The 12,391-nt window shown below is 63.8% G+C and carries 13 protein-coding genes; 5 read left to right on the top strand and 8 right to left on the bottom strand.

Annotated features, from left to right (window positions below; translation table 11 throughout):
• Nucleotides 1-482 precede the first annotated feature (482 nt).
• Nucleotides 483-1,790 (top strand): MFS transporter, encoded by a 1,308-nt coding sequence (locus FQ746_RS21295; protein WP_144111634.1) that lies wholly within the window; start codon nt 483-485, stop codon nt 1,788-1,790.
• Between the two features lie 119 nt (nt 1,791-1,909).
• Complete coding sequence (locus FQ746_RS21300; protein WP_144111635.1) at nt 1,910-2,089, top strand: hypothetical protein; 180 nt, start codon at nt 1,910-1,912, stop codon at nt 2,087-2,089.
• A gap of 70 nt (nt 2,090-2,159) precedes the next feature.
• On the opposite strand, the gene FQ746_RS35270 is transcribed toward FQ746_RS21300, so the two are convergent.
• Both FQ746_RS35270 and waaC read right to left on the bottom strand, forming a co-directional pair.
• Entirely contained in the window at nt 2,160-2,288 is a 129-nt protein-coding gene (locus FQ746_RS35270) for a hypothetical protein (protein WP_260854122.1), read from the bottom strand.
• Between the two features lie 300 nt (nt 2,289-2,588).
• Complete coding sequence (gene waaC / locus FQ746_RS21305) at nt 2,589-3,593, bottom strand: lipopolysaccharide heptosyltransferase I (RefSeq protein ID WP_144111636.1); 1,005 nt, start codon at nt 3,591-3,593, stop codon at nt 2,589-2,591.
• Nucleotides 3,594-3,808: 215 nt separating this feature from the next.
• Between waaC and FQ746_RS21310 the strand changes: the two genes are divergently transcribed.
• Entirely contained in the window at nt 3,809-5,212 is a 1,404-nt protein-coding gene (locus tag FQ746_RS21310) for a chloride channel protein (protein ID WP_144111637.1), read from the top strand.
• 94 nt (nt 5,213-5,306) lie between these two features.
• Here FQ746_RS21310 and FQ746_RS21315 read toward each other — a convergent pair whose 3' ends face one another.
• The 6 genes from FQ746_RS21315 to map all read right to left on the bottom strand — a co-directional run bounded on the left by FQ746_RS21315 (nt 5,307) and on the right by map (nt 9,584).
• A complete protein-coding gene (locus FQ746_RS21315) occupies nt 5,307-5,615 on the bottom strand; it encodes a YXWGXW repeat-containing protein (RefSeq protein ID WP_144111638.1) in 309 nt (102 codons plus the stop codon).
• A gap of 176 nt (nt 5,616-5,791) precedes the next feature.
• Nucleotides 5,792-6,046, bottom strand: a complete 255-nt coding sequence (minE, locus tag FQ746_RS21320) for a cell division topological specificity factor MinE (protein WP_008922443.1) — start codon at nt 6,044-6,046, stop codon at nt 5,792-5,794.
• Between the two features lie 14 nt (nt 6,047-6,060).
• Nucleotides 6,061-6,876, bottom strand: coding sequence for a septum site-determining protein MinD (gene minD / locus FQ746_RS21325; protein ID WP_144111639.1), 816 nt, complete (start codon nt 6,874-6,876; stop codon nt 6,061-6,063).
• A 104-nt stretch (nt 6,877-6,980) separates the two neighbouring features.
• A complete protein-coding gene (gene minC / locus FQ746_RS21330) occupies nt 6,981-7,832 on the bottom strand; it encodes a septum site-determining protein MinC (RefSeq protein ID WP_144111640.1) in 852 nt (283 codons plus the stop codon).
• A 228-nt stretch (nt 7,833-8,060) separates the two neighbouring features.
• Nucleotides 8,061-8,594 (bottom strand): GNAT family N-acetyltransferase, encoded by a 534-nt coding sequence (locus tag FQ746_RS21335; RefSeq protein ID WP_144111641.1) that lies wholly within the window; start codon nt 8,592-8,594, stop codon nt 8,061-8,063.
• Nucleotides 8,595-8,798: 204 nt separating this feature from the next.
• A complete protein-coding gene (gene map, locus FQ746_RS21340; RefSeq protein ID WP_144111664.1) occupies nt 8,799-9,584 on the bottom strand; it encodes a type I methionyl aminopeptidase in 786 nt (261 codons plus the stop codon).
• Between the two features lie 354 nt (nt 9,585-9,938).
• Between map and FQ746_RS21345 the strand changes: the two genes are divergently transcribed.
• Nucleotides 9,939-10,916: a ferritin-like domain-containing protein gene (locus tag FQ746_RS21345; RefSeq protein ID WP_144111642.1), complete on the top strand. Its 978-nt coding sequence runs from the start codon at nt 9,939-9,941 to the stop codon at nt 10,914-10,916.
• Nucleotides 10,917-11,017: 101 nt separating this feature from the next.
• Nucleotides 11,018-12,322 carry an Nramp family divalent metal transporter gene (locus FQ746_RS21350; RefSeq protein WP_144111643.1) on the top strand — a complete coding sequence of 435 codons (1,305 nt, stop codon included), beginning with the start codon at nt 11,018-11,020 and terminating at the stop codon, nt 12,320-12,322.
• The last annotated feature ends 69 nt before the right edge of the window (nt 12,323-12,391 follow it).

Consider the following 12,391-nt stretch of genomic DNA (forward strand, 5'->3'; position numbering starts at 1 on the left):
TTGCCGCGCGAAGCCCGCGCTCGTTATAATTTTCAGATTCCTTGCGCCGGAATCTTCCGGCATGGCTCGAGCCGCCCGCACACCCGCCGGCGCGGCACGGCGCCGATCGCAGCACCGCCTCGCCATCCGCGAGCGGCCGCCTGCCCAATGCGCAATGCGCGCGCCGCCCGACGTTCGAACCCATACCAACGTTGCATGCGCGCTCGCGCGATTGCGCGCTGCAACCGCGACACGTCCTGAACCCGCGTTCGGCCATCACCTGGTTATTCCCCTGGTATGGCCACTTTCGCGCGCTAACGTGGCCGGCGGCCGTTGTAAGCTGTCGAATCGTCCCGGGACGGCAAGCAGTCTGCAACTCCCGTCGAACGAAACTGAACAAAGATGCCGCGGCGACCGGTACAGCGTGCACGTCAACCTGCACATCAACCTGTACATCAACCTGCGCGCCGCCCGACGGCATCACACCCTATCGGAGACCCTGCATGTCCACGTCGTCGTTTTCCGCCGCCCCGCCCAATGCGGCCGGGCAGAACAGTAGCGCGCGCATCATCTTCGCGAGCTTCATCGGCACCGCGATCGAGTTCTACGATTTCTACGTCTACGCCACCGCCGCCGCGCTAGTCATCGGCCCGGTCTTTTTCCCGCATGGCTCGGCCACCGCGCAAGCCTTGTCGGCCTTCGTCACATTCGGCATCGCGTTCGTCGCGCGGCCCATCGGCTCGTTTCTGTTCGGTCACTTCGGCGATCGCATCGGTCGCAAATCGACGCTGGTCGCTTCGCTACTCGTGATGGGCGTCTCGACCACCCTGATCGGCTTCGTGCCGGGCTACGACTCGATCGGCAGCCTGGCGCCGATCCTGCTGTGCGTCCTGCGCTTCGGCCAGGGCATCGGCCTCGGCGGCGAATGGGGCGGCGCCGCGCTGCTCGCCACCGAAAATGCGCCCGCCGGCAAACGCGGCTGGTTCGGCATGTTTCCGCAACTTGGACCGTCGATCGGCTTCCTCGCGTCGAACGGTCTGTTCTTCGCGCTCGCGGTATCGCTGAGCGACGAGCAGTTCCGCAGCTGGGGCTGGCGCGTGCCGTTCCTGGTCAGCGCGGTCCTGGTCGCGCTCGGCCTTTACGTGCGCCTGAAAATCGCCGAAACGCCGGCCTTCCGCGCGGCGATTGAACGCAAGGAACGCGTCAAGGTGCCGATCGCCACGCTGCTCTCGCAGCACTGGCTGCCGACGCTGCTCGGCGCGCTCGCGATGGTGGTCTGCTACACGCTGTTCTACAACGCGACGACGTTTTCACTGTCGTATGGCGTCTCGGTGCTGCACATTCCGCGGCCGACGTTCCTCGGCATGCTGTGTATCGCGGTGGTCTTCATGGCGCTCGCCACGCCCGTGTCCGCATGGGCCAGCGACCGCTACGGCCGCAAGCCCGTGCTGATCGTCGGCATCGTCGCGGCGATCCTGTCGGGCTTTACCATGGCGCCGTTGCTCGGCAGCGGTCAGACGCCGCAAGTGCTGCTGTTCCTCGTCATCGAACTGTTCCTGATGGGCGTGACCTTCGCGCCGATGGGCGCGCTGCTGCCGGAACTGTTTCCGACCAACGTGCGCTACACGGGCGCCGGTGTGTCGTACAACCTGGGCGGGATTCTCGGCGCATCGGTGGCGCCGTATATCGCTTCGGTGCTGGCCGCGCACGGCGGGCTGCCGTGGGTCGGCGCGTATGTGTCGATCGCCGCGGCGGTCAGCATGATCGGCGTGCTGTGCATGCGTGAAACGCGGGACACGCGTTTGATGTAAACCGCACGACGGGAGCCGCTGCGCGCCGCAACGCTCCCGGATCGATTTCCCGTTTTGCACGTGTTTTTGATATGCCTATACTCCGCTCATATCACCCTATGGCGAGAAGGGAGGCTTAGATGAATCTTCATCTTCATAACGCGGATATCGTGCTGATCATTGCGCTGGCGTTGCTCTGCTCGCTGCTGCTCGCCTGGCGGTTCCGTCCGGCGACGTGGCGCGGCGTCGTCGTCGAAGCGCTGGCTTCGAACGCGGCCGCCATCGCGGCCGTCGTCGCCGTCGAAACGCTGCTCAGCTGATCGCGCCGGGTCCGGCGCGCGTCGACGGCTCGCCGTCATGCGAAGCTGTCGAAGCGGCGCCGTCGCGCCATCAACGGTAGTAGCCACCGTGGCCGTAGTAACCACCGCCGCCACCGTAGTAGCCGGGCACGACGATGCAACCGGCGAGCGCCGTCGCGAGGAGCGTGCCTGCCAGCACGGTGAGGATCAAACGTTTCATGGTGTTCTCCAATCGATTCATTGTTCATTCGAGCGAAATCCCGAATGACCCGATTGGACACGACAGCGCCTCGCGCGAACGTTGCGAGTTGTAAGGGATCATCACCACTGTGTTACACGCCGCGCTCCACGTCGGCGAAGCGCGTGAGCGCAAGCGCGCCCAGGCGCTATGCCGCGTTCATTGCGGCAAGTATTGCCTCAATGAATCGCGACAGTTTTAACAGGTGTGTAATTTATCGACGCGCGATTCTGGCTTGATTCAGGCGCGATCCGGACGCGATTCGTCCTTGATCCGTGCCGCTCAGGCCGCGGCAGAGCCGTCTTGCAGAACCACCGCCGGCTGCTTGCCATGCACATGGTCGATCGCGTCGAGTGCGGCGCTGACGGGCGGCACCGAACGTCCATCGCCGATCGAAATGGAGCGGAACGGCGACTCAATTCCGCAATGATCCGGCGAAGTCGCGACGAAGATCATCACGGTGCGCTTCTGCAACGCATGGGCGAGGTGGACGAAACCCGTATCGGTGCCGACTACCAGCGCGCACGCGTCGATCATCTGCGCGATTTCCGTCACGCTCAGCTTCGGCAGCACGGTGGCGCCGGGCACCTGCTCCGCAATCTGTTCGGCTTCGGCCCGCTCGCCATCGGAACCCCACGGCAGCACCACATGAAAACCGCGCTGGGCCAGTTCGCGGCCGACCGCGATCCAATGCGCTTGCGGCCACTTCTTGTCGTCTTTCGACGTCGCATGGAAAAACGCGGCAACCGGCGCGCCGTTCGCGGGAAACGGCGGCTCGACGGGTTCGGGCAAACGCAGGTTGTAGACGGCCGGGCCTTCGACCTCGTAACCGAGCGCTTCGCCGGTACTGATACGCATGCCGTGCCACGCATTGCACAGCGGACGCGGACCAAAGCGCCCGGTGTAGGCGAAAGCGGCACCGCGCTCGCCGAGGTCTTTATTCTGGTAACCGATGCGTCTCGCCGACCGCGCGAGGAACGCGATGATCGCGCTCTTGTACACGCCGTGAATATCGACGATGTAGTCGTAACGGTAAGCACGCAGTTCGGCGATGGAGGCCGCGATCGCCTTGAAATCGGCCCAGCGGCGTGCTTTCTTGAACCGGCGTAGCGGCGCACAGAGTACGCGATCGACGTTCTGGCACCAGTGCACCATCTCGGCGAAGGATTCGTCGGCCGCCCAATCGACTTCTACGCCGGGATGAGCGCGTTTGATATCGGCGACGACGGGTAACGCCTGCACGATATCGCCGAGTGAGGTGACCTTGACGATAAGGACGCGCTTCATTGAGGGCCTGTGATTGATTCAAACATCCGGGCATTTTAGCCGACCGGCCGGAATTCTTTGCCGGAACCGGCCGCGCCCCTGGCCGAGCGGCAATACGGAGCGTTACAGGGTACGCTCCGGCGTCCCTTTCGCCACGCCATTGACGGAATGCTTTCACGCCAGACTGCTGCTAGGGTGGGTCGTATAATCGCACCTCCGTCCCCGCGCCGACGATCATGTCCCTAGCCACCGCTCTGTTCTCCCCAACCATCATGCGCCGCGCCCGTCGTCTGTGGCGGCAATACGGCGTCTTCTGGCTCGGCGCGATTGCGGTGGGTCTGCTTGCGGTGCTCTACGCGCGGTTGATCGACTGGGGTTATGGCGAGTTCCGCACCTTGCAGCAACGGCACGTGTGGGCGCCGTTGATCGTCACGCCAGCGGTCGCCGCGCTGGCCGTCTGGCTCACGCGCACCTTCTTTCGCGGCGCCGAGGGCAGCGGCATCCCGCAGGTCATCGCGACGCTTCATGCGAAGCCCGGCGAGTACGGCGCGCGTCTGCTGTCGCTGCGCATTCTGGTCGGCAAGATCGCAGTGTCGTTTCTGGCCATTCTGGGCGGCTTCACGATCGGTCGCGAAGGGCCGACCGTGCAGGTCGGCGCGGCGTTGATGTTCAATCTGCGGCGCTTTTACCCGCGCTCCAACGCGCTGATCGAACGGCAACTGGTGCTGGCCGGCGCGGCGGCCGGTCTGTCGGCGGCGTTCAATACGCCGCTCGCCGGTATCGTGTTCGCCATCGAGGAACTGACGCGCAGCTTCGAAGCGCGCGCGAGCGGCGTGCTGATTACCGCGATCATCATCGCCGGCGTCATCGCGCTCGGCTTGAACGGCAACTACACCTATTTCGGCACGATTCAGATCGGCGCGCATTTTCCGGATCTGCTGGCGGTGGCGGTGCTGCTCACGGCACTCGTCACCGGCATCGCGGGCGGCATCTTCGGCTGGTTGCTGCTGAACACCGCGCGCTGGATTCCGGCGCCGCTGCGGCAATTGCATGGCGAACGGCCGGTGGTGTTCGCCGCGCTGTGCGGCTTCGTCATCGCAATCGTGGGGTTGATCTCGGGCGGCACGACCTTCGGCAGCGGCTATGCCGAAGCGCGCGGATTGCTCGACGGACACGAACAGCTGTCCGTGTTCTATCCGTTTCTGAAGATGATCTCGCTGGTCGGCTCGTACCTGCCGGGCATTCCGGGCGGGATTTTCGCGCCGTCGCTGTCGATTGGCGCGGGCTTCGGCAATCTGTTGCACCTGGTGTTCGGATCGATGCAACTGCCGATGCTGATCGCGCTCGCGATGGTCGGCTATCTGGCCGCGGTCACGCAATCGCCGATTACGTCGTTCGTCATCGTGATGGAGATGATCGACGGCCACGCGCTGGTCATTTCGCTGATGGCGACCGCGTTGATCGCGAGTCGCGTCGCGCGCCTGTTTGCGCCGCCGTTGTATGAGTCGCTGGCGGCTCGCTACATGGCGCCGCTTCCACAACCGGCGCCTGCTCCGGTGCCGGAAGTGCCCGAGGTGCCCGAGATAACCGGCACAGCCGAAGTAGAAGAAAAAAAGCCGGAGGAGGGCTCACGTCCGTGAGCCCGTTGAGCTCGTTGAGCTCGATGAGCCGATTGAGCCCATTGAGCCGGCGACTCCAACGAGGCCGGCCCACCCCTGCGGCCCTTCCACCCGATCAGGCCCAGTGGCCTTCGATCCAGCGATAGTTCGGGCCGTGCTCGACCCAGTGTCCCGGCACCCAATGGTGACCGATACGTTCGGCCTGCCAGTGCCCCGCGACCCACACGTAACGGCCGTGGTCCCAGCGCCAGTGGCCGTGATCCCAGACGTAGCCGACACGCGGCGCGGGCGCCGCTTCATAGCGGACCGGCGGCGGCGCCGACGGAGCGATCACGACGACTTCAGCCGAAGCCGATGCGACGGTCATCGCACCGGCAGCGATCACGACTGCGTTAGCGAGCAGCAAACGAAAGGTCTTGTTCATGTTGTCCTCTGAGAAGAAACACCGGCATGCGGCGTATCTGTTCAATGCGCGAGAGGACGAAAACGCTGACAGCGAGCGTGTAACGGCGGCGGCCGAAGTGCAACGGGATGTTTCGAGCGGGCAACGCAGCTTGTAGAAGCGCACCGCGACGCCCGAAGCGCCGCGGTCACCGCACATCAGGCCTGCGGTATTTCGATCTTGACCTCGAGCACTTCGAGATCGTCCTGACGCTCGAGACTCACGCGAATATCGTCGTCGGAAATCTTCACGTACTTCGAAATCACGGCCACCAGTTCGCGTTGCAACGCAGGCAGATAATCGGCAGGAGCATGACCGCCGGCGCGCTCGTGCGCAATGATCAACTGCAAACGTTCCTTCGCTACCGACGCGGACTTCTTCTTCTCGCCCAGCAAAAACGAAAGAATCGACATAACGTGCGCTCCCCTTACTTGGTGCCGAAGAGGCGCTGCAGCAGCCCGGGCTTCTGGTAATCGGTAAAGCGAAGCGATTTCTGCTCGCCGAGGAAACGCGATACGACGTCCTTGTACGCTTCAGCCACGTCGGTGCCGTCCAGATGCACCGCCGGCAAGCCCTGATTCGATGCGTGCAGCACCGCTTCCGACTCAGGAATCACGCCGATCAGGTCGATGCGCAAAATTTCCTGGATATCGGTGAGCGACAGCATTTCGCCTTCGCTGACGCGCTTCGGGTTGTAGCGCGTGATCAGCAGATGTTCCTTGATCGGCTCCTTGCCTTCGATCGCGCGCTTGGTCTTCGACGACAGGATGCCCAGAATACGGTCCGAGTCGCGTACCGACGACACTTCCGGGTTCGTCACGATGAGCGCTTCGTCGGCGAAATGCATGGCGAGCAGCGCGCCCGATTCGATACCCGCGGGCGAATCGCAGACGATGTATTCGAAGTCCATCGCGATCAGATCGTTGATGATCTTCTCGACGCCTTCGAGCGTCAGCGCGTCTTTGTCACGCGTTTGCGAAGCCGGCAGGATGAACAGGTTCTCGCACTTCTTGTCCTTGATCAGCGCCTGGTTCAGATTGGCTTCGCCCTGAATCACGTTGATCAGGTCGTACACCACACGACGCTCGCAACCCATGATGAGGTCGAGGTTACGCAGGCCGACGTCGAAGTCGATCACGGCGGTCTTGCTGCCCCGCAACGCCAGGGCCGATGCAAAACTCGCGCTCGTGGTCGTCTTGCCCACGCCACCTTTGCCCGAAGTCACCACAATGATTTTTGCCATTACCCTTACCTTGTGTTCGTCAATTTCGTCAGTTATTTGCGGTCTTGCCGGCAGTGAAACGCCGCGCGCCGGATGCGTTCGGGACGACGCGCGCTTCTGTACGCCTAGGTGAGCCGCAACGGTTCGATCATCAGCTTTTCTTCGTCGAGCCAGATCTGCACCGGCTTGCCGAGCACGTCGGCCGGCAGCGGGTTCTCGGTCGTGCGGTAGATGCCCGCGATCGAAATGAGTTCCGGCTCGAGACACGTGCAGAAAATGCGCGCGTCGTGATTGCCCAGCACGCCAGCGAGAGCCCGCCCGCGCAGTGGCGCATAAATATGGATGTTGCCTTCCGCGATGACTTCCGCGCCGTAGCTCACGAGTCCGAGCACGACCAGATCGCCCTTGGCATAGATGCGCTGACCGGAACGCAGCGGCTTGTCGACCACCATGGTCTGCGACGAGGTCGCGAGTCGCACCGGTTCAGCGGCTGAAGCAGGCTCGGCGGCTGCCGGGCTGGTGCTTTCCGCTGCCAGGGCAGCGCTCGAGAACAGGTCGTCGGCGGGTGCGGGTTGGGACGCGGGAGCCGGGGCCGATGCATTCGCCGCACTCGCGCCAGCCGCGGCGGGGTCTTCTTCCGCGCTCTTTGCCGCGGCGCCACGACGGTCGCGTGCTTCGAGCAGCGGTAGCGCGGATTCGGCGGCCCAGCCCTGCTGCGGGTTCGCGACCACGCCGACCGGACGCATGCGTACGCTGTCGAGCAACTGGGCGATCTCGGCGAGCGAGACGCGCTCGTTCTCGGCCAGACGCCGCACGTCGATTGCGACGACGTCGTTGGCGAAGAATTCGGGGGTCGCCTCGAAGCGCCGCGTGAGCTCAGCGCGCATCGCGTCGAGGTCGGTGGTTTTGACCACGAACAGGAGCGTGTCGACCGAGCCGCTGCGGAGTTCGAAAAAAGGGGATTTCTTGGGCGACATAGCGTTCGGCAAAAAATTTTGCGTATTTTACAGGCGTCCACGCGCACGGCCAGTTTTTTTGCCGGAACGGCGAGTTGCCGCACGAACAACCGGACCACGATGTGATGCACACGACCTGACCAGCCGGCCTCTCAGCGGGAGTCGGCATCGACACGGGACAGGCAACGAACAGGCGCGGGACAGACGCAGATGGGAATCGAGCGGCCGACTGTTGCGCCGCTCGCGGGATCACTGCTGAAACACTTGGGAAGTACTCGGCACGTGGCGCACCAGAAGGCTTTCCGCCTGCTCGGGTGCGCGTGCCACGCGCCGGTGCTCGCCGGTCGGACCGAAGCCGAGCGCCTCGTAGAAACGCATGGCGTTGCGGTTGGCGTCGGCCACCCATGCGTAGATTTCAATCGCCCCTTCACCGGCCAGCCAGGCACCGGCGGTATCCACCAGCAATTCGCCGCCTCGCAGATGCCGCACGGCCGGCGCCACCCACAATTCCCCGACGAATGCGCGGCGTGCCTCGCTCGCGTCGAAGTGCGCTTCGATCAGGCCGGCAGGATGGCCCTCGGTGTACAGGATGAACGTGGAGATATTCAACGACCCCGCGTGTTCGGCGGCGGTGGTGTCGAAACTGGCGGCGTCCGCCGACAACGCGTCTTCGAGCGTGGCGCCGAAGGCGTAGGGCGCCTCGCGCAACGATGCAGTGCGGAGTTCGCGAAAAACGGCGCCTTGATCAGCGGCGATGCGGCGAACGGTCAATGACGGACTCATGCAGACGAAAACCCCTTGAAACTCTATGGCGTAGCTTTAACCGAACCAGCGCGCGAGTCAAATCATTATTGACCGGATTGTAACGTCATCCGGGCCACGCACGACGCAGATACACAGCATCCAGCATTTCGCGCGCCCGGCACCCGATGGCGCGATAGCGAGGCAGCCTCTACGAGCATCCGCCAGGCCCTCTCGCAGCGCCGTTCAAGGCGCCTCGTAGCGGCCCGTGCCGTCCGGCCAGGGTGTCAGCAGTTCGTAGCCATCGTCGGTCACGGCGAGCATGTGTTCCCACTGCGCGGACAGCGAGCGATCCTTGGTCACCACCGTCCAGCCGTCGCGCTGCACCGCGGTGCTGGCACGGCCCGCGTTGATCATCGGTTCGATGGTGAAGACCATGCCCGGTTTCAGGCGCACGCCCTGCCCCGGCTGGCCGTAGTGCAGCACTTGCGGCTCTTCGTGGTAGACCTTGCCGATGCCGTGGCCGCAATAGTCGCGCACGATCGAAAAGCCGTCGCGCTGCGCGATCTTCTGGATCGCATAACCGACGTCGCCGAGCGTCGCGCCCGGCTTTACTTCGCGGATACCGGCGAGCATCGCCTCGTAGGTGGTGTCGATCAGTTGCTGCGCCAGCGCACTCGGCTGGCCGACGCAATACATGCGGCTCGTATCGCCGAAGTAGCCGTCCTTGATGATGGCCACGTCGATATTGATGATGTCGCCGTCCTTGAGGACTTCGGCGCGGTTCGGGATGCCATGACACACCACCGAGTTGACCGAGGTGCAAACGGTCTTGGGGAACCCCAGATAGCCAACGTTCGCCGGCACGGTCTTCTGATGATTGACGATGTAATCGTTGCACAGGGCGTCGAGCTCGTCGGTGGAGACACCTGCCTTGACGTGCTCGCCGATCATCGCCAGAACGTCGGCCGCGAGGCGGCCGGAAATGCGCAGTTTGGCAATGTCGTCGGGAGTCTTGTAGGTAATGGCCATGAATTCGGTCGCGTGAAATGCGCTGTGGGTCGATTGTGGGTCGTGGTCGATAGCATGCATGCCGCCTATCGACTGACCAATTGTACAGAGGATCGCCGCGCCACCTTCGCGAGCCACGCCAGTCCGTAAGACGAGGCGCGAGTGCCAGGCCATGCTGCATTCGCACATCGATATCTTTTGCATGCTATGCATCTGCCAGCAGATTCGCTCCGTAAAGGCGCTTGAGGACTCGATTCTTCTCCCATCATTCATTCGTTCTTCGACGAAGAACCGGGGTCTCTTTGCGTCCGCGTTTTGGCAGCAGGCCACGGCGAATGCGCGGCATATGCAGCGAACCATTTGAGGAGCACAGCCATGTCGGAGTCGAGCAATCAATCTGCATCCCTTATCGATGCATTGGATCGTCGTGTCGAACGACGCCTGCAACGCAGACAGTTCTTTCGCAATGCCGGCGGACTCGGCCTTGGCCTCGTCGGGGGCACGTTGATCAGCGCCTGCGGCGGCGGATCGGGTCCGAGTGCGACGGCTGCGAGCGCACCCACCGATGCGGAAATCCTGAACTTCGCGTTGAACCTGGAGTATCTGGAATCGCAGTTCTACACGTATGCGACGACCGGCGCGGGACTGGCCGCGAGCATGACGTCGGGCGTGGGCACGGTCGGCACGGTGGTTCCCGGTACGCAAGTGCCGTTTCAGGATCCTGTGGTCAAGGCCTACGCGAACGAGATTGCCAACGACGAACGCGAACATGTCGCCTTCCTGCGCAGCGCGTTGGGATCGGCAGCGGTGGCCATGCCCGCGATCGACATCGGCGGGACCAATCCGAACGGCGCATTCTCGAATGCGGCGCGCGCGGCGGGTCTGGTCGGAGCGGGCGTCGCGTTCAATCCGTACGAGAGCGATAACAACTTTCTGCTCGGCGCTTATATCTTCGAAGACGTCGGCGTGACGGCCTACAAGGGCGCGTCGCCGCTCATCAGCAACAAGACCTTCCTCGAGGCAGCGGCCGGCATTCTGGCCGCCGAGGCCTATCACGCCGGTCTCGTGCGCACGGTGCTCTACTCGAAAGGGATCGACATGACGAGCCTCGTGACCGCGGCCAACGCCATCTCCGCCGCGCGTAACAGTCTCGACCAGAACGGTCACGACGATCAGGGCATCACGGGCGCGACGGCCGGCACCTCCAACATCGTGCCGCTCGACAGCAATGGACTCGCCTACAGCCGCGGCTACGGCAACGTGCTCAACATCGTGTACCTGACGAGCTCGGCCGCGACCAAGGGTGGCTTCTTCCCGAACGGCGTGAACGGCTCGCTGAACATGAGTGCCTGAAGCGTCAATGGGCGGGCCATGGCGTGGTGGCATAGACCAGCCGACGGCCCTCCCCTTCCCCTGTATCGCGCTGTACGCCTTGCCGACCCACTGGAGCGGACATGAACGATGTAGCGATTCCGGCCGTGCTTCCGCAGACGCTCACCGAGCAAACCTGCTTCGATATCCACGAGACGCTGGCCGGAAAGCGCCGCGGCCTGCGAGCCATGTTGCCGTTCGCGGGCCCGGCGATCGTGGCATCGATCGCGTATATGGACCCGGGCAACTTCGCGACCAACATCCAGGCCGGCGCCGGTTACGGCTATACGCTGCTGTGGGTCGTCGCCATTGCCAACCTGGTGGCCATGCTGTTTCAGGCGCTCTCGGCGAAACTCGGCCTCGTCACCGGCCGCAATCTCGCCGAGTTGTGCCGCGCGGCTTTACCGCGTCGCTATGTTCTGGCGATGTGGGCGATCAGCGAGATCGCCGCGATGGCGACCGATCTTGCCGAGTTCGTCGGCGGCTCGATCGGCGTATCGTTGCTCACGCATCTACCGATGCTGCCGAGCATGCTGATTACCGCCGCCATCACGTACGGTCTGCTGCAGTTCGAGAAGCGCGGCTTCCGGCCACTCGAACTCGCCATCGCGGCGCTCGTCGGCGTGATCGGGCTGTCGTATCTCGCCGAGTTGCTGATTGCGCCGGTGCATTGGCCTTCGGTGATCGCGCATACCCTTAAACCGAGTCTGCCCGACAGCAACGCGCTGACGCTGTCGGTCGGCATCGTCGGCGCGACCGTCATGCCGCATGTGCTGTTTCTGCACTCCGGTCTCACGCAGAATCGCGTGCCGCCGCGCAACGAAGGCGAGCGCAAACGGCTGCTGCGGTTTTCGAATATCGAAGTGGTGCTCGCCCTGGGCGTCGCCGGCCTGATCAACATGGCGATGGTCATCACGGCTTCCAGCGCGTTTCATGCCGGCCATCCCGAGATCGCCAGCATCGAGACCGCATGGCGCACGCTGACGCCGCTGCTCGGGGGCGCCGCGGCGGGACTGTTTCTCGCTGCGCTGATCGCGTCGGGTATTTCGAGCTCCGTCGTCGGCACGATGGCGGGACAGATGATCATGCAGGGCTTCGTCGGCATGCGCATTCCGGTGTGGGCGCGCCGCCTCGTGACGATGGCGCCGGCCTTCGCCGTGGTCGCCTGCGGCGTGGATGCGACGCGCGCGCTGGTATTGAGTCAAGTCCTGCTCAGCATCGCGCTGCCCGTGCCGATGATCGCACTCGTGTGGTTCACCTCGCGTGCCGATTTAATGGGCCGCTACTGCAATCGCCGTATGACGACGGTGGCGGCGGTGCTCGGCACGCTGGTCGTGCTGGCGCTGAATCTGGTGTTGCTGCTGCAGGTGGCGGGCATCTGGCCGTAAGCCGCATCTCGCCCGAACCGGCGCGCAAAGGCCCGGCTGCATCCGCTTGGCCGCTTGCCGCGTACATTC

It is taken from the genome of Paraburkholderia sp. BCC1886, from assembly GCF_900996245.1.
Lineage (GTDB): Bacteria > Pseudomonadota > Gammaproteobacteria > Burkholderiales > Burkholderiaceae > Paraburkholderia.

Bases quoted from the DNA above. Each gene is read 5' to 3' on its own strand.
- FQ746_RS21295 (WP_144111634.1), top strand. From the start codon at position 483: ATGTCCACGTCGTCGTTTTCCGCCGCCCCGCCCAATGCGGCCGGGCAG.
- FQ746_RS21300 (WP_144111635.1), top strand. From the start codon at position 1,910: ATGAATCTTCATCTTCATAACGCGGATATCGTGCTGATCATTGCGCTG.
- FQ746_RS35270 (WP_260854122.1), bottom strand. From the start codon at position 2,288: ATGAAACGTTTGATCCTCACCGTGCTGGCAGGCACGCTCCTCGCGACG.
- waaC (WP_144111636.1), bottom strand. From the start codon at position 3,593: ATGAAGCGCGTCCTTATCGTCAAGGTCACCTCACTCGGCGATATCGTG.
- FQ746_RS21310 (WP_144111637.1), top strand. From the start codon at position 3,809: ATGTCCCTAGCCACCGCTCTGTTCTCCCCAACCATCATGCGCCGCGCC.
- FQ746_RS21315 (WP_144111638.1), bottom strand. From the start codon at position 5,615: ATGAACAAGACCTTTCGTTTGCTGCTCGCTAACGCAGTCGTGATCGCT.
- minE (WP_008922443.1), bottom strand. From the start codon at position 6,046: ATGTCGATTCTTTCGTTTTTGCTGGGCGAGAAGAAGAAGTCCGCGTCG.
- minD (WP_144111639.1), bottom strand. From the start codon at position 6,876: ATGGCAAAAATCATTGTGGTGACTTCGGGCAAAGGTGGCGTGGGCAAG.
- minC (WP_144111640.1), bottom strand. From the start codon at position 7,832: ATGTCGCCCAAGAAATCCCCTTTTTTCGAACTCCGCAGCGGCTCGGTC.
- FQ746_RS21335 (WP_144111641.1), bottom strand. From the start codon at position 8,594: ATGAGTCCGTCATTGACCGTTCGCCGCATCGCCGCTGATCAAGGCGCC.
- map (WP_144111664.1), bottom strand. From the start codon at position 9,584: ATGGCCATTACCTACAAGACTCCCGACGACATTGCCAAACTGCGCATT.
- FQ746_RS21345 (WP_144111642.1), top strand. From the start codon at position 9,939: ATGTCGGAGTCGAGCAATCAATCTGCATCCCTTATCGATGCATTGGAT.
- FQ746_RS21350 (WP_144111643.1), top strand. From the start codon at position 11,018: ATGAACGATGTAGCGATTCCGGCCGTGCTTCCGCAGACGCTCACCGAG.